We start from the raw sequence: 17084 nt of genomic DNA, 5'->3' as shown, positions 1-17084 counted from the left end.
AAACCGGGTACCAATGAAGGGACCCGGTTTTTATTAATGATTAAGCGTGTTTTGAAATCAATTCTGCAAGTGCTTCTTTTGGTTTGAATCCGACAACTTTATCAACAATCTCTCCATCTTTGAAAAGAACCAAAGTAGGAATTGACATAATACCGTATTTACCAGCTGTTTCTTGGTTATCGTCTACGTCAACCTTAACAATACTTGCTTTACCATCGATTTCGCCATCAAGTTCTTCAAGAACTGGAGCGATCATTTTACATGGTCCGCACCAAGGCGCCCAAAAGTCAACAAGGACAAGTCCTTCTTTAATATTCTCGTCAAAGCTCTGATCAGTCGCGTGTATAATAGTCATAATAATATTTCCTCCTCTTAATAAATAACCTATGTTTGTATTATAGCATGCAGCCATATGACGGGCTAAATATATGCTTAGTTATAGAAAGAGGCTCCCTAGAGTTGAGGGAGCCTCTTTACAAATCAGTTCGTTTTGATTTTTTTTATTTCTTCGATCATCATCGGAATAACCTCGAACAGGTCACCAACGATTCCATAATCCGCTACTTTAAAGATATTCGCTTCTGAATCTTTATTGATAGCAACGATTACCTTCGAGTTGGACATTCCCGCCATATGCTGAATTGCACCAGAGATACCGACAGCTATGTACAAGTCCGGCGTAACAACTTTACCAGTTTGTCCGATTTGCAAGGAATAGTCACAGTAGTCAGCGTCACAAGCGCCACGCGAAGCACCGATTGCACCACCTAGAAGTGTTGCAAGTTCTTGCAATGGTTCGAAGCCTTCCGCGCTTTTCACACCGCGCCCCCCTGCAATAACAACTTTCGCTTCCGAAAGATCGACACCCTCTGTCGATTTACGAATAACTTCAGAAATGATTGTGCGAAGATTTGTAACATCAACAGAAAGTGCAGATGTGACACCTGTACGGCCTGCATCATGCTCTAAAGCTTCAATGTTATTCGGACGTACCGTAATGAATAATAGTCCGTCTTTGTTCTTAACTTTTTCGAATGCTTTACCTGAGAAGATTGGACGGATGAATACTGAAGCATCGCCTTCGCCTTCAATAGCTGTAACATCAGAAATCAAACCTGACGCTAGTTTACTAGCAATCTTTGGTGAAAGATCTTTTCCTAAAGCAGTGTGACCAAACACGACAGCTTCCGGTTTCTCTTGTTCGTAAACCGCCATGAACGCTTGGCTGAATCCATCAGAAGTATATAGTTTCAAATGTGGATGCTCCACAGTGATGACACGATCTGCACCGTAATGAATCATTTCTTCCGCAAGCGATTGAACAGCGTCGCCGAGCAATACTCCTACAACTTCTCCGCCGTCAGAAATCTTTTTAGCAGCTGCAACCGCTTCGAATGAAACGTTACGCAATGCTCCTTCTCGTGCTTCCCCAAGTACTACTACTTTTTTAGACATCTATAGCCCCTCCATCACAATTAAAAGTCTGATTTAATAGTTGTTCAAATAAAGAATTTCATTGAATTCGCTCCGGCGCTTGGGGATGCCTCCGACCCTAAGCCAAGTAGCTTCGCCACCTAGTCTTAGGGCTTCGGCGCCCCCTTCAAAGGCGCCTTCGCTTTGTTTTATTAAATATTCACTTGTTCAACATATATATATTAGATTACTTTAGCTTCATTTTTAAGTAGATTTACAAGTTCTTTCACTTGATCAGAAATATCACCTTCAAGAGTACGTCCAGCAGCTTTTTGCGGTGGTAGATAAATTTCGATTGTTTGCGTTTTCGCTTCAACATCATCTTCATCAAGGTCAAGATCATCTAGTTCAAGCTTTTCAAGTGGCTTTTTCTTCGCTTTCATGATTCCTGGAAGTGACGGGTAACGTGGTTCGTTAAGTCCTTGCTGAGCAGTCACTAATAATGGCAATGATGTTTCAATTGTTTCTGAATCGCCTTCAACATCACGAATGATTTTGACTGATGTACCGTTAATTTCAAGGTTAGTAATTGTCGTTACGTAGTTGATGCCCAGAAGCTCAGCAACACGCGGTCCTACTTGTCCCGAACCGCCATCTATTGCAACGTTTCCTGCAAGGATTAGATCTGCATCTTTATCTTTTAAGTACTCAGCGATGATTTTAGCAGATGTAAATTCATCCATTTCGTCAAGATCATCTTCAGTATCGATAAGAACCGCTTTGTCCGCACCCATTGCAAGCGCTGTGCGAAGTTGTTTTTCTGCGTCTTCTCCACCGATTGTAATGACAGTTACTTCACCGTCATTTGCATCGCGTACTTGAATAGCTTCTTCAATTGCATATTCGTCATAAGGATTGATGATAAATTCCGCACCATCCTCAGAAATTTTACCGTTTGAAACCGTGATTTTTTCCTCTGTATCAAATGTTCTTTTTACTAGTACATAAATATTCATATTGCAGACCTCCCTAACTTTTTAATTAATTCCCTTTAAATACAGGTACACGTTTTTCAAGGAATGCCTGGATTCCCTCTTTGGCATCTTCAGAAACGAAAACTTCACCAAATGAATCAGCTTCCGCTTTCACACCTTCATAATAAGAAGGATGCTTAGTAAATTGCAGCATCTCAAGTGCAGCTTTCACTGCGACAGGACTTTTCTTAGCAATCTTCTTAGCAAGTTCCATTGTTTTAGGGAGAAGTTCTTCGTCTGAATAGGCGTGATTAGCAAGTCCTAGACGGGCTGCTTCTACTCCACTGATTGGATCACTCGTTAATAACATCTCAGCCGCTTTCGGCATGCCGACGTAACGCGGAAGACGCTGTGACCCAGCAAATCCAGGGATTAGACCTAATTGCAATTCAGGCAATCCAAGTTTCGCGTTGTCAGTTACGATACGCATGTGACAAGCCATTGCGAGTTCAAGCCCGCCCCCCAGAGCCGCGCCATGAATTGCAGCAATCACTGGTTTTGAGAAACATTCAAGCCGTTCGAAAACTTCTTGTCCGCTCGCTGAAAGTTTTGAAAATTCCTCACCTGAAGTGACAGATGTAAATTCTTTAATATCTGCTCCAGCCGAGAAGAATTTGCCTACACCATGAAATACGATGACTCGAACTGACTCGTCGTACTCCACTTGGTCAAGAAGTGCATCCACCTCCAGAATGAGTGCACGTGAAAGCGCATTCGCCGGAGGTCTATTAATTGACGCAACTGCTACCCCATCTTCGATTGTTACTTCGAGAAACTCCATTTCATCCCATCCCTCTTTAAGCTTTCATTCCATTCATAATCAGCCTATGTACTTCAGGTGATAGTTTCATTAAATCATATTTTTGATCATTCATCACCCATGAAGTGATTGTTTCGTCAATTGTGCCAAATACCATTTGTCTAGCAAGTCTGATATCAAGGCCTCCATCAAGCGACCCATTCACGATTCCCTCTTTCAGAATTGCATCGAGGAGCGTTAAATATTCTTTTAATACTTCGTTAATTCGGAGACGTAATTCTTTATTCGATTGACGAAGTTCGAGTTGCGTAACGATGGCTAAGTGACGGTCTTCATGTAAAATTCGGAAATGGCTATCAATCATCCTGAATAATTTTTCAGATGTATCAATATCCTGTTTTAATATAACTTCGACGTTATTTACGAAAATCGCCATTTTTTCTCTAAAAACAGATATTAGGATGTCTTCTTTGTTTTTAAAGTAAAGATAGATTGTCCCGTCAGCAACACCCGCTTCTTTCGCTATCTTCGAAACTTGGGCCTGATGGTATCCATTCTCTGCAATGACAATGACCGCCGCATCTACTATTTGCTTATATTTTGGTCTATCTCGTTTCATATCTATATATCACCACCAAAAAAGAAAATATGAATGATGATTCATTCATATTTTCATATTAGTTGTTAACGGCCGTTATGTCAAGCATTACATCACAGTGGAAGTAATTCCTTTTCGGCTTTCTTTTTTTCTTCATCAACAAGTGCACGGCGTAAAATTTTACCGACAGCTGTTTTCGGCAGTTCTGTACGGAATTCATAAAGTCTTGGCACTTTAAACGATGCCAAATTCTCTCGGCAATACTTGTCAAGCTCTTCTTCCGATATAGTAGCACCTTGCTTCAAGACAATATAGGCTTTGACTGTTTCGCCTCTGTACGGATCTGGGACACCTGCAATAACACATTCCTGTATTGCTTCGTGTTCATAAAGAACCTCTTCAATCTCCCGTGGATAAATATTGAAACCGCTTGCTATAATGATATCTTTTTTGCGATCAACGATATAGAAATAACCCTTGTCGTCCATATATCCGAGATCCCCTGTCATGAACCAGCCATCGCGGAAAGACTGTTTTGTATCTTCAGGTCTATTCCAATAGCCTTTCATCACTTGAGGGCCTTTCACCGCAATTTCACCAATTTCTCCATTCGACAGCGGTTCTGATGACTCAGGACCAAGTATACAAGAATCTGTATCTGGCCACGGAACGCCAATCGATCCTTTAGCTCGTTTGTCTGCCCACACAAAATTTGAATGAGTAACAGGAGACGTTTCCGTAAGGCCGTATCCTTCGACGAGTTTTCCGCCAGTGACTTTCTCGAATTTCTCCTGCACTTCGACTGGTAATGCTGCAGAACCACTAATACATGCTTTAATTGAAGATAGATCATATTTTTGAAGATTAGGATGATTTAGTAGTCCGATATAGATAGTAGGCGCTCCTGGGAATAATGTCGGCTTCTGTTTATCAATTGCTTTCAAAGCCGTTTCAAAATCAAATTTAGGGATAAGTACCATTTTGTTTCCTTGCATAACAGAAAGAATTAAGACAGTTGTCATTCCATACACATGGAAGAATGGCAAAATGCCCATCACTGTTTCTTCGCCTTCTTTGCATTTATACAACCATTCACCACACATCTTGACGTTAGAAATTAGATTGGCGTGTGTCAACATAACCCCTTTCGGAGGACCCGTCGTGCCACCCGTATATTGCAACAATGCAATATCTTCGTCATAATTAAAGTCATAACTTACTGGATCAGGTTTTGCTATTTTCATGATTTCAGTAAATAAATGATTCATACCACGGTGCTCGACTTTCACTGTAATCCCGTGTTCTTTTTTCTGAATGAATGGATAAATGAGGTTTTTTGGAAATGGCAAGTAATCTTTTATTCCTGTAATGATGACATGCTCAAGTTTTGTGTCTTTAACGATTTTGGAAATTCGCGGAAATAGAATGTCGAGTGAAATGATTGCTTTCGCTCCAGAATCGACCATTTGATAAGCCACTTCGCGCTCCGTATAAAGAGGATTCGTTTGAACGACGATTGCACCCACGGACAAAATTCCATAGTAGGCAATAGCCCCTTGCGGACAGTTTGGGAGCATAATAGCAACCCGGTCACCTTTGACAATTCCAATTGTTTTTAAATAGTTCGCGAACTTCAAAGACGATTCATGAAACTCTTTATACGAGATTTCTTTCCCTAGAAAATGCATTGCCGTCTTGTCAGGATATTTCTCGCTGGATCTTGTCAGGAAATCCTGAATAGAAATGTGTTCATAGTCAAGTGTCTTTGAGATTTCAGCGGGATACAAATCCAGCCAAGGTTTCATTGTCAAATAAAAGCCTCCTTTTTCATCGTTTTAATTCTTTGAATATTCCTAATCTAATTATAGTCATAAACGAGCCAGGTTTCAAATAGAAAATTCAGTTACATAGATTGAATGATTCCATTGAATAACGCTTCGTCTACACTTGGTTCTTAATACGAAATTCAAAACTTCAATCTATATGAATCAATTTCATAATAGGATTATTGAACGAGAAAAACGAACAAAGTTGATTTCCGCTTCAGGTGGGCGCTTTCCGCGGGCACGGCTTCAGCCTCCTCGTCGTTTCACTCCTGTGGGGTCTTCAGCTCGCGCTGTTCCCGCAGGAGTCGCCACCTTCCGCTACAATCAACGAGAGTAGTCCGAAAGATCGACGGACAATGAATTGGTAGATGAATTATATCGTTCGTCTTTATACATGAAATAAGTAATTATGAAATTGATTCATATACATAAAAAAAGCCTTGACCAGAATAAACGGGTCAAGGTGTATTTGCTGTCATCCAATAAATACCTACTACGATAAATAATACACAGATAACAAGTAATATTTTTGATAATTTCTCCATAATTTCACAACCTTATGAAATACTTGCTCCAATAACGAATGACAAGCCTACTGAAATCGTCAAGGATATGAAACCAACTGCACGATTATCTAATTCAATTTCCTTATCGATATTGAATTTAGGTGTCAGGAATTCAAACAACAGATATGCGAAAATAAGCAAGGTAAACCCGAACAACCCCCAGCCAATCATTTCAGGCAACGAATTATGCTGTTCAATCGAGTATCGAAAAATATTTGATACCCCAAATATTTTCCCCCCTGTTGCAAGAGCGACTGCAACATTGCCTTTTTGTATTTCTTCCCAATTCTTATATTTCGTAACGAGCTCAAAAAGCACCATCGAAACAATTAGACATAGGACAACTACACTGAAGTAGCCTGCTGATTCTACTAATGGATGGCTCCAAAATCCAGTTTGCGTCATAGTCTTCGACTCCTTTTACGTTTGGTCATTCATTCCTATACGGGTAAGCACGTAAAAGGTTTCATAATTGGGGAAATATTTTTCTATATTATATGATATTTCGATATATAAGTTGGTCGAATGATTCAATTGAATAACGCTTCTGCGCTTAAGGGTTGCCTCACGCGCCTAGGCTAGGTAGCCTTAGCCACCACAGCTTTAGGGCTTCGGCTATCCCTGTGAGGCACCTTTGCTAGTACCCCTGTGCCAAGTTGCTAGCACATTATTCATATATCGCATCTTTTCCGTAGTTGAATTATTTCAACTCTACGACAGTAACGCCGTGTCCACCTTCACCAGCTTCACCGTAACGGTATGTTTTCACCCGACGATGATTTTTCAAATATTGCTGGATGCCTTGTCTTAATGCCCCTGTACCTTTTCCGTGAATAATCGACACTTGGTGATAATTCGACAGAAGGGCATCGTCCAAATATTTCTCCGTACGGAAAATTGCATCTTCATAGCGCTCTCCCCGTAGATCGAGTTCCATTTTCACATTTGAATCGCGTCCTACTACTGAAGTAGATATATATTGTTTTTTCTCTTTTTCAGGCTTAACATATTCCAGCCCCGATTGGTCAAGCTTCATTTTCAATATTCCGATTTGGACAATCCACTCATTATCTGAAACTTTATCAAGCAGTGTCCCTTTTTGACCGTAACTTAGTACTTTCACTTCGTCACCTTTTTGGAGGGCCCTTGGCGCTGCCTTCGCTTTAACTATTTTCTTCTTCGCTTCTGCAGGAGCAGCACCTTCAAGACGTTTTCGAGCTTCAATCAATTCGTGTTCTTTAACGTTTGCACCAACATTCAGGCGCATTGCACGTAAATCTGAAATGACAGCTTCCGATTCACGCCTCGCATCTTCAATTATTTTTTTTGCTTTCTCTTTCGCTTTTTCTTCCATGCGTTCTTTCTTGTTCTCAAACTCCGCCAGTTTCTCTTCCAGTTCACGTTTCAATCGATCCGTTTCCAATAAAATATCATGCGTTTCTTCAGCATCTTTTTCTGATTGAACACGGCTTGTCTCGAGTGAAAGGATCATTGAATCGACTTCACCGCGATCTGTGCCAGTGAATTTTTTCGCACGTTCGATAACATGTTCCTGCAATCCTAGACGTTTTGAAATTTCAAACGCATTACTTCTACCAGGTACGCCTATTAACAATCGGTACGTAGGACTTAGCGTTTCAATATCAAATTCTACACTAGCATTGGCAACGCCTGGACGGTTATAACCATATGCCTTCAACTCTGGATAATGAGTTGTCGCCATTACTCTCGCGCCACGTCCATGAACTTCATCCAGAATAGAGATGGCAAGTGCCGCCCCTTCTTGAGGATCCGTACCTGAACCGAGCTCATCGAATATAATTAGTGAGCGGTCATCGTATTTCTTTAAAATATCGACAATGTTCACCATATGCGAGGAGAACGTACTGAGACTTTGCTCAATCGATTGCTCATCTCCAATATCCGCATAAACCGAATCGAATACGGCAACTTCAGAGCCGTCAAGTGCTGGAATTGGGAGGCCAGCTTGCGCCATCAATGTACACAAGCCTACAGTTTTCAGCGTGACGGTCTTCCCGCCTGTATTTGGTCCAGTGATAACGATTGTAGTAATGTCTTTTCCGAATTCGATTGTATTCGCAACTGCTTCTTCCATTGACAGCAGAGGATGTCGTGCTTTTGTAAGACGAATATATCCTTTATTGTTTACTTCGGGTTTCGTACATTTATGCGCTTTCCCAAATTTTGCTTTCGCAAGGATAACGTCGATTTCAGATAATATCGCAACAAGTGTGAATAGATCATGTGCAACTTCCTGTACTTTCGCGGACAGATCGATAAGGATTTTCTCAATCTCTTCCTGTTCCTGCAATTTTAATCTTCTTATCTCATTATTTGCTTGTACCACTGCATCCGGCTCGATGAATAACGTCTGCCCAGACGCCGACATGTCATGGATAACACCTCGGTAATGTGAACGGTACTCTGACTTTACCGGAATAACATAACGGTCATTCCGGATTGTCACAATGGCGTCGGATAACATTGTTGCAGCGTTCTTGCCACGTGTATAACTTTCCAATTTCTCACGTACACGGCCCTCCTGCATTCGTAACCCTTGTCGAATTGTACGCAGCGACCCTGATGCACTGTCAACGACATGCGCATTGTCATCAATGCAGGCATTGATTTCATGTTCCAAACCTGTCAACACAGGAATAGCTTCTTTTTTCGCAATGAAATGAGGTATTTCAATATCTTCATCTGTCACAATTGCTTCAATGAATTGACGCAAATTCCGGCTTGCACGAATTGTATTGGCCGTTTCCATCAATTCATATGCACTTAGCATGCCACCCATTTGCGCACGTTTAGCATGAGGTCTAATATCACTGATGCCGCCCATCGGCACATTTCCTCGGACGCGAAGTATCGATAACCCTTCGTCCGTTTCTTCAAGCAGTTTAACAACTTCGTCAAAATCACTGACAGGTACTAATTTCTCCATATAAGAACGACCGGCAAATGATGTGCAATGAGTTGCTGCCATATCCCGGATTTTATCGAACTCAAGTGTTTTTAAGACACGGTTTTCCAATGTCTTACACTTCCTCTCACTTCCGCACAATATTGCGGATAAATTTATCAAGCGGCCACGTATTAACTACCGTCTCTTTTTTCAGCCAAGCTTTTTTACCGTAGTTTACACCAGTATTCATATAATTTAGTTGTTCAATCGCATGCGCGTCCGTGTTAATAGCAATATTGACACCGGCTTCCTGCGCCATAATAAGATGATCAGTTGCAAGGTCAAGGCGATATGGGTTTGCATTCAACTCAAGTATTTTACCATATTCCTTTGCCCACTGAATCAGTTGAGGTACATCAGGATTATACCCTTCCCGTTGACCAATGATGCGACCTGTCGGATGTGCAATCATATCGACATGCGGATTTTTCATGGCAGTATGAAGTCGTTCCATAATCAGTTCCTGTGATTGACTGAAGTTAGAGTGAATAGACGCGATGACAAAATCCAGCTCACTAAGCAGTTCATCATCAAAATCCAATGTCGCGTCAGGAAGGATGTCCATTTCTGTTCCGCAAAAAATTTCGATGTCGTTATATTCTTTATTCAACGCACGGATTTCGACGATTTGTTCACGCAGTCGCTCCGGTGTAAGACCGTTCGCAACTTTAAGGTATTGCGTATGGTCTGTGATAACTATATGTGAATAGCCTTTAGCACGAGCGGCCTCTACCATTTCACGGATTGAGTAAGCCCCGTCCGACCAGGTTGTATGCATATGAAGGTCGGAACGGATATCCTCAATCGCTACCAACCCAGCGAGTTCATCGACACGATCAATTTCACTGCCATTTCTTCGCACCGCAGGCGGGATGAACGGCAAATCAAAGTGAGCGAAAAATTGTTCTTCCGAATCAAATGTCTCGACAGAACCATCTTCATTCTCCACTCCATATTCACTTATTTTCATTCCTCTGGATTTAGCCAGTTGACGCATCTTGACGTTATGGTCCTTCGAACCAGTGAAATGATGAATGGCGCTTGCAAATTGCTCTGCTTTCACAAAACGGAAATCGGCGTCAATCGCCTCGTCCAAATCGAGTGTTACTGACAGTTTCGAATCCCCTGCTGCAATCGTTGCGACGAGCGGCAATGTGGCGAGCAGTTTTTCTCGTACAGTTCCTGGTTCGTCCGTCACAATGATGAAATCGACATCACTGCTTTCTTCTTCAGTCCGACGATAACTTCCCGCTACGGAAAAGTGTTTAATTTCAGGGATTAGACGCAGTTCCTGCTCAACAAACGTGACGACTTTTTCCATTTGCCATATCGGGAACTTCCCTTGACGTGTTCCTAAAATTTCAATTTCATTCAATATATTTTCTTCCGTTTTTTTACCGAAGCCAGCGATTTTACTTACTTCCCCAGCAACGCATGCCGCATGAAGTGATTCGACCGAATCGATTCCTAGCGCCTCACGTAGTTTGGCTATTTTCTTTCCGCCAAGCCCCGGAATTTTCAACATAGGAATAAGTCCTTTTGGTACAACCTCTTCCATTTCTTTCAGTAGATCTGACTCTCCTTTTTCTAGCAAGTCGGTAATAACAGCACCTGTGCCTTTACCAATTCCTTTAAGCTTTAAAATATCATCCATTTCAGCTAAACTACGTGGATCTAGTTCAAGTACGTTGGCGGCTTTTCTAAATGCAGCTACCTTGAAATGATTTTCCCCGAGTAATTCCATATATAATGCGATTTTTTCAAACGTGCGGATAATGGTTTTTTTATTCAATATAAGCCCTCCTGTTCTGAAATACGAAATTAGCTTTTTTTTTGCATCTGGCCACTGTAGCTAGACAATTCTAGAAAAAAGCTTCCCTCCAAAAAGGGGGAAGCCATCAATTTGTATAGATGTACCACCATTTCTTCACAGTTTCTGACAACAATGGTGTATGTTCAAACATTGACTTAGCAAGCAAAGAATCGTCTAACCTTTCCTGGATAAACTCTATCGGTAGCATAGCCAGCAGATAGAGAACAAGGAACATAAGTATATAGAACTCGATAAATCCAAACAAAGCCCCCGTAATGCGAGCAAGGAAACCTAGGACAGGTAGATATTTCAGGAAATCAAACATGGATGCAATGAGTTGCAATCCGAATTTCACAACGAGGAATATCAAAACAAATGCCAGTAATTGATAGAACGTTCCATCAAGATCAAGGTGTTCAACTGACACAGATAATTTTGAGCCGGCTGTAACACCTGGATACGGAATCCAAAGAACAAATTTTTCCGCAAGTTGCTTATAGTACGAATAAGCGACAACGAGGGCGATGATAAATCCTGTCATATGTATAATTTGGACAATAAGTCCCCGTCTGAATCCAGTTACGAGTCCCCCAAACAGGAGGAATATAATTAGTAAATCAAGCATGTAATACCGTCAACCCTTCAGCTTATTCAATTCTTCTTTCAATTGCTCAACTTGTTTTTTTAATTCAAGATAATCATGTACACTATTAACAGCGGTAAGCACAGCGATTTTTGTACTGTCGAGATAGGGATTATGGGCACTTATTTCCCTCATCCTTTCATCGACCATCGAGGCGACCAGCCGCATATGAGTGCTTGTTTCGGTACCGACCATTTTATAGGTCTGGCCGTAAATATCAACTGCTATGCGCGTTTTCTGTTCGTCTGCCAATGATACTTCCTCCCATGTCAAAACTATGGTTATAATCATACCACGAAATAGTTTTAGTTGTGAATTATGTCGACGAAAGGAAGTAATAAATTGAGTAATCAAGTTATTATCGTAAACGAGCAAGATATGAAAAAAGTAATGAATCATTACACGGCTTCAAAAGTCATACGCAATGCCCCAGGAGTCATCTTTGCGGCAAAACTACCTGATACTTCAATCACAGCCTACAAGTCTGGAAAAGTGCTATTCCAGGGTGCTGGATCTGAACGGGAAGCCGCGCGTTGGGGAACAACGGAAGTTAAAGCGGGGTCTTCCGCAGTAAAAACAAAAGGTGACTTGCTGCCTGACCGGTTAGCACAACTATCTGTCCTCGGATCAGATGAAACAGGAACGGGTGATTTCTTCGGCCCTGTTACTGTTGCAGCTTGTTTCGTTCGTGCCGATCAAGTAGAACTTGTTCGCGAACTTGGTGTAAAAGATTCAAAAATGTTAACAGATGACCTAATGCGGAAAATCGCACCTGATTTACAGGAGACGCTCCTATATAGTGTGCTGACGCTTGAAAACGAGAAATACAATGAAGTACAAGCGAGTGGCTGGTCACAAGGGAAGATCAAAGCCCTCCTTCATAATCAGGCGTTAAAGCATGTACTCCGTAAAATGGGCGGGGAGAAACCGGATTATATTTTAATTGACCAATTTGCTGAACGTGGAATTTATTATAATCACATCAAAGCGGAGTCTGATATTGTGCGGGAGAACGTACTATTTTCGACGAAAGCGGAAGGACTTCATATGTCGGTTGCAGCGGCATCGATTATTGCACGCGTTGCGTTTTTAGAAGAGATGGACCGATTGAGTGGAATTGCAGGAATGACACTTCCGAAAGGCGCGGGACCGAAAGTTGATGAAGTGGCGGCTCGGATTTTGTTGAAAAGCGGTGAAGAAAAGTTGAAGTCGTTGACGAAGTGGCATTTTGCGAATGCAGGAAAAGCGAAGGCTCTCGCAGCGCGGAAAAGAGGTTGATTTCGTCTACAGGCTTTTTTGAACTATCCCTCGAAACTCAGACACTTTGAAAAAAGGTCTGACATTCGGGGGTTCAATTTAATTATCGTGATTTTGTATTTATTCGAGATTAAGAAATGAACAGTAAACTAGTCCAATAACGAGCCTTTCACAGTATCCCCCTGTTAATCACTAGGGACTTTGCCATGGTCGTGTACAAATATAAATCAAGTAGTTACGTGTGGTCTTTTTATTTAAATATCACTGCAACCAGCCTCGTATGTCTGCTTAACATCTTGAATTAGTTGATTCAAATATTGGCTGATTTAATCGTAAGTTGTTTAAAGTATAAAAAACCTCGAAAGGCATTTAGCCAATCAAGGTTATAAAAATCATTTAAACTATTTAATCATTCATTTGTTCATTATGGAAACCTCTATAAGTCAACTCTCATTACCTGTTACTATTTCTCTCTTCTATCTTATCAGCACCTATTCCTCATCTATATCTCCAACAGCTCCCGAATAGTATCCTCGGTAAGTAATGTACTTATAGTATCTTTCGGATCAATGATTTCTTCGATCAAATCTCTTTTCTTCTCTTGCAATTCATTCATTTTATCTTCAATCGTTCCACGGGCAACCAGTTTGATAACATGGACGACCCGCTTTTGACCGATGCGATGGGCGCGGTCCGCGGCTTGTTCCTCCACTGCTGGATTCCACCAAAGATCGTACAGTATGACCGTGTCGGCCCCTGTCAAATTGAGACCGGCCCCGCCCGCTTTTAATGAAATAAGAAACATGTCACGCTCTCCTGCGTTGAATCGATTGCATATTTCCAGCCGGTCTTCTGAAGGAGTTTGGCCATCCAAATAGAAAAAAGGGGTTCCGTTCATCGCTAACTCCTTGCCAATAATTCCAAGCATCTTTGTAAATTGCGAAAAGATCAATACCCTTCTTCCTGCGAGCTTCGATTCTTCAATTAGCTGTTTCAACTGCTCAAACTTCGCCGAACTTCCTTGATAGCCATTCACGAACAATGCCGGGTGGCAACAGATTTGCCGCAACCGGGTCAGTCCGGCGAGGATTTTGATTTTATTCTTTCGGATCGTGTTCTTATCCAAGTGCTTTAACGTATCGTGGCGCAGCTTTGCCAAATAGGCAGCATAGATCGTCTTCTGTTCAGGAAGCAGATCCGAAGTCTCCATTGACTTGATTTTTTCCGGAAGCTCTGCGAGGACATCTCCTTTCAGCCGCCGCAGCAAAAATGGTCGAATGCGACGGGATATCGCTTTCGGTGTGAGTTCACTAAATTCACGCAACCCCATGAATAGTTCGGGAAATACAACGTGAAATATGGACCAAAGTTCCTCCGCTGTATTTTCAACAGGGGTTCCCGTCAGCGCGAATCGATTGTCAGCCTGCAACTTTTTCACTGCTCGTGCTGTTTGAGTGATTGGGTTTTTGAATGCCTGCGCCTCGTCAAAAAAGATTGTCAGGAAGTCTTGTTTCTCAAACCATTGGATATCCCGGCGAATCAACGGATAGGAGGTAATCAAAACATCTTCGCCTTCCAGTTCATTCTGCTGCTTCGCCCTCTCCTTTTTTGACCCGTCGATGACTACCGCATGAATGTCAGGTGTGAATTTCTTAATCTCACTCAACCAGTTATACGTTAAAGATGAGGGACAAACAATTAAGACCCGCCGTTTTTTCTCTCGAATTTCAGGAAGCACGGACAGGATAAACGCAATACTCTGCAACGTTTTGCCAAGCCCCATATCATCCGCCAGCACGCCCCCTAATCCATGGCCCGCTAGGGTTTTCATCCACTGGTACCCCTGTTGTTGATAATCACGGAGTACCGTCGCTAATTGCTTCGGCACCTCTATTCCAGTGCTTTCGGGATTAAGGAGGTGTTCGAAGAACTGGCGTGCAGATTCTTCTACAGAGAACATTCCATTCTCATCGGTACCAACGAGGAAGCGGATTCCACGCTCTATTGGCACAGACAGGCCTTTTTCCAGGTCGTCCAACCCATCAGGAACTTCTTTCAAAAAACGTTGGATGTCTTCAAATTCCTTTGTTTCTAATGAAAGTAGGGCTCCATCCCGCAAACGGTAATACTTCCGTTTTTCCTCCAGAGCTTCAAGGACTTCACGTATATGCTTGTCCGGTATGCCGTCCAACTCAAATTTGAATTCGAGCCAGTTTGTTCGTTCTTCCTGCGACTTTACCCGAATCCGTGGACGAGCATGCCCTCTAAAAATCCGATTCTTGATCGCTGTTGTCGCATATACCTTCACGAGTTTTTGCAATTTCGGCAGAATATGCTTTAGAAATTCATACTCTAATTCTTCATTGTGCAATAAATACCCTTCATCATATTCCGTAAACGAACTTTTCTTCATGAAGGCAAGGATATTTTCTTCTTTCTCCAAGTCACGAACCAGTACCGAGCCTGTCGGCAAATACCCTTCTGTTAATGGATTAATAACAAGATGGTCATAGTGGAACTCCAAGCTTGCAAGAAGACGATTATTTACACGATCGACGTACAGCATGGCTTCCAACGGAGATTTCACCAGTTTGTTCAAAACAGTTTCGGCGAGTTGAACTTCACCAATCCTTCGCAACCCTGGGACAACCTTTTCTAGGAAAAAGCCAATTTGTTCATTGGCAATCGGCAGTTGACGAGCTCCCGAGGTTTCGACCATCTGCTTTAGATCAGTAAGACGCTTACAATCCTCATTGTCCAGCTGAAACAATTGCCCGTTGCATAGGACAGAATGATAAGCCTGGAGAACTAGAACAAAGGCCAATCCGTCGATTTCCAAATAATGCCCCTTGCTTTCCAGCCTATCAAAACGGAATTTTAAGGGCAATGCCTCATTTGAGAGCGGCACACCGACAATGCGCTTTCCACCATGCTCCGACCTTACTAGCGGTGCAAGGTTTAAAAACGGCAGTAGTCTATCCCAAGACGTGGGTGGGATGAGTAACGTTTGTGGGCTGATTGAGTGGTCGGCTACGTACACCTTTTCCTCTTGATTAATTCGAATGAGCTGTTGGAGAACAGCATCCGCTTCACGCTGGAAACAATGGAGGTTCGAATCAAACGTAAAAGTTGGCGAAAGGGAAGTAGGTTTTCCTTCATTCACCTGACTCAAAAAGCCACGGATATGCTGCACGGAAACTGAACCGATTTGAATTTCGATGCCGAGCATATGCCCGCCTTTGACGGCAATAGGCATCCACGTGAACAGCAGGTCAAGCACTTCCCGATCTTCGAAATGAAGCTGTTGTCCAGTTGATCTTATAGGCTTTTCATTGAAAATGGATAGTAATCCGTATGTTACCGAAGGCTCATCAAATTCAATGATGGCATGCATGACCGCGGCAATATGCTGGCATTTGTACGGATAGAAAGGCAGCGATGGACAACTACATTCCGTGCGAATGTCATCTTCCCCATCATTGTCGATTGTGACATAATAGGTTTCCGTTCCCGCCACTGTCGCTTGACAATGCATACCGGTATATTGTTCAATCGTCACTTTCCCCGAACGATGAAAGGCTTCGCCTCTTTTAAACGAACTGTTCCCGCACATGTCCATTATTTGCTTTTGCGTGATTACGACGTCCATCCTCCTTCCCGGAACCCCTGAATTCCTTATATACATTTCATTGTATCAAACAAACGTTCTTTAGTGTGATGCCAATCACCTAAGGCATGATAAGAGAAATAACAAGTCAGTATCTAAATAATGATTCACACCCAAAAAAGCTAAAAGCTCTCCCAACCTCAACACTAAATAGAATGCATCAATAATTCCATTGAATACCGCTTCGGTGCATCGTGGATGCCTCCCGTGATAATCCTGCCTTTTTTGGGGTCAATTCTTATATAAATTAGGTAATTTAATTTTCATCAGGTCTTCCACTTCTTGAATTTCAATATCTTTTGCTGAGCTATTTCCCATCAAATCAGGAACCTTGGAAAAACATGTAATTTCGCGAAACCTCCTAAGCTATCAAAATATTTATATGCTTCTCCCATTGTCTTTCGAGCAGTTTTCTGTCCACCCCACACCTAAATCATTTCCTTATAGCTTACATTAAATTCATAACTTATATTAGTATCAAAACCCTCAGCTTTTCTCCTTTGGTATCGTCTCTTCAA

The 17084-nt window shown here is 42.0% G+C and carries 13 protein-coding genes; 1 reads left to right on the top strand and 12 read right to left on the bottom strand.

Annotation, left to right across the window (positions count from 1 at the left end; genetic code table 11):
• Window positions 1-40 precede the first annotated feature (40 nt).
• The 11 genes from trxA to zapA all read right to left on the bottom strand — a co-directional run bounded on the left by trxA (window position 41) and on the right by zapA (window position 11933).
• Window positions 41-355, bottom strand: a complete 315-nt coding sequence (trxA, locus tag FQ087_RS02770) for a thioredoxin (protein WP_149579026.1) — start codon at window positions 353-355, stop codon at window positions 41-43.
• 125 nt (window positions 356-480) lie between these two features.
• Window positions 481-1455, bottom strand: a complete 975-nt coding sequence (locus FQ087_RS02765; RefSeq protein WP_149579025.1) for an electron transfer flavoprotein subunit alpha/FixB family protein — start codon at window positions 1453-1455, stop codon at window positions 481-483.
• 200 nt (window positions 1456-1655) lie between these two features.
• A complete protein-coding gene (locus FQ087_RS02760) occupies window positions 1656-2429 on the bottom strand; it encodes an electron transfer flavoprotein subunit beta/FixA family protein (protein ID WP_149579024.1) in 774 nt (257 codons plus the stop codon).
• A 25-nt stretch (window positions 2430-2454) separates the two neighbouring features.
• Window positions 2455-3228: an enoyl-CoA hydratase gene (locus FQ087_RS02755; RefSeq protein WP_149579023.1), complete on the bottom strand. Its 774-nt coding sequence runs from the start codon at window positions 3226-3228 to the stop codon at window positions 2455-2457.
• Window positions 3229-3244: 16 nt separating this feature from the next.
• Entirely contained in the window at window positions 3245-3826 is a 582-nt protein-coding gene (locus tag FQ087_RS02750) for a fatty acid metabolism transcriptional regulator FadR (protein ID WP_149579022.1), read from the bottom strand.
• A gap of 92 nt (window positions 3827-3918) precedes the next feature.
• Entirely contained in the window at window positions 3919-5616 is a 1698-nt protein-coding gene (locus FQ087_RS02745; RefSeq protein ID WP_149579021.1) for an AMP-binding protein, read from the bottom strand.
• A gap of 572 nt (window positions 5617-6188) precedes the next feature.
• Entirely contained in the window at window positions 6189-6602 is a 414-nt protein-coding gene (locus tag FQ087_RS02740) for a DUF350 domain-containing protein (protein WP_149579020.1), read from the bottom strand.
• 295 nt (window positions 6603-6897) lie between these two features.
• Window positions 6898-9207 (bottom strand): endonuclease MutS2, encoded by a 2310-nt coding sequence (locus FQ087_RS02735; protein WP_370456058.1) that lies wholly within the window; start codon window positions 9205-9207, stop codon window positions 6898-6900.
• A 64-nt stretch (window positions 9208-9271) separates the two neighbouring features.
• Window positions 9272-10978 carry a DNA polymerase/3'-5' exonuclease PolX gene (polX, locus tag FQ087_RS02730; protein ID WP_149579018.1) on the bottom strand — a complete coding sequence of 569 codons (1707 nt, stop codon included), beginning with the start codon at window positions 10976-10978 and terminating at the stop codon, window positions 9272-9274.
• Window positions 10979-11084: 106 nt separating this feature from the next.
• Entirely contained in the window at window positions 11085-11624 is a 540-nt protein-coding gene (locus FQ087_RS02725) for a CvpA family protein (protein ID WP_149579017.1), read from the bottom strand.
• A 9-nt stretch (window positions 11625-11633) separates the two neighbouring features.
• Window positions 11634-11933 (bottom strand): cell division protein ZapA, encoded by a 300-nt coding sequence (gene zapA / locus FQ087_RS02720; protein ID WP_370456027.1) that lies wholly within the window; start codon window positions 11931-11933, stop codon window positions 11634-11636.
• A gap of 51 nt (window positions 11934-11984) precedes the next feature.
• Between zapA and rnhC the strand changes: the two genes are divergently transcribed.
• A complete protein-coding gene (rnhC, locus tag FQ087_RS02715) occupies window positions 11985-12920 on the top strand; it encodes a ribonuclease HIII (protein WP_149579015.1) in 936 nt (311 codons plus the stop codon).
• A 481-nt stretch (window positions 12921-13401) separates the two neighbouring features.
• Here rnhC and FQ087_RS02710 read toward each other — a convergent pair whose 3' ends face one another.
• Window positions 13402-16548, bottom strand: a complete 3147-nt coding sequence (locus FQ087_RS02710) for a DEAD/DEAH box helicase (RefSeq protein ID WP_149579014.1) — start codon at window positions 16546-16548, stop codon at window positions 13402-13404.
• Window positions 16549-17084 lie beyond the last annotated feature (536 nt).

Source organism: Sporosarcina sp. ANT_H38, from assembly GCF_008369195.1.
GTDB lineage: Bacteria > Bacillota > Bacilli > Bacillales_A > Planococcaceae > Sporosarcina.
The sequence above is the reverse complement of the archived record's forward strand: the minus strand, read 5'-3'. Positions and strand labels throughout refer to the sequence as shown.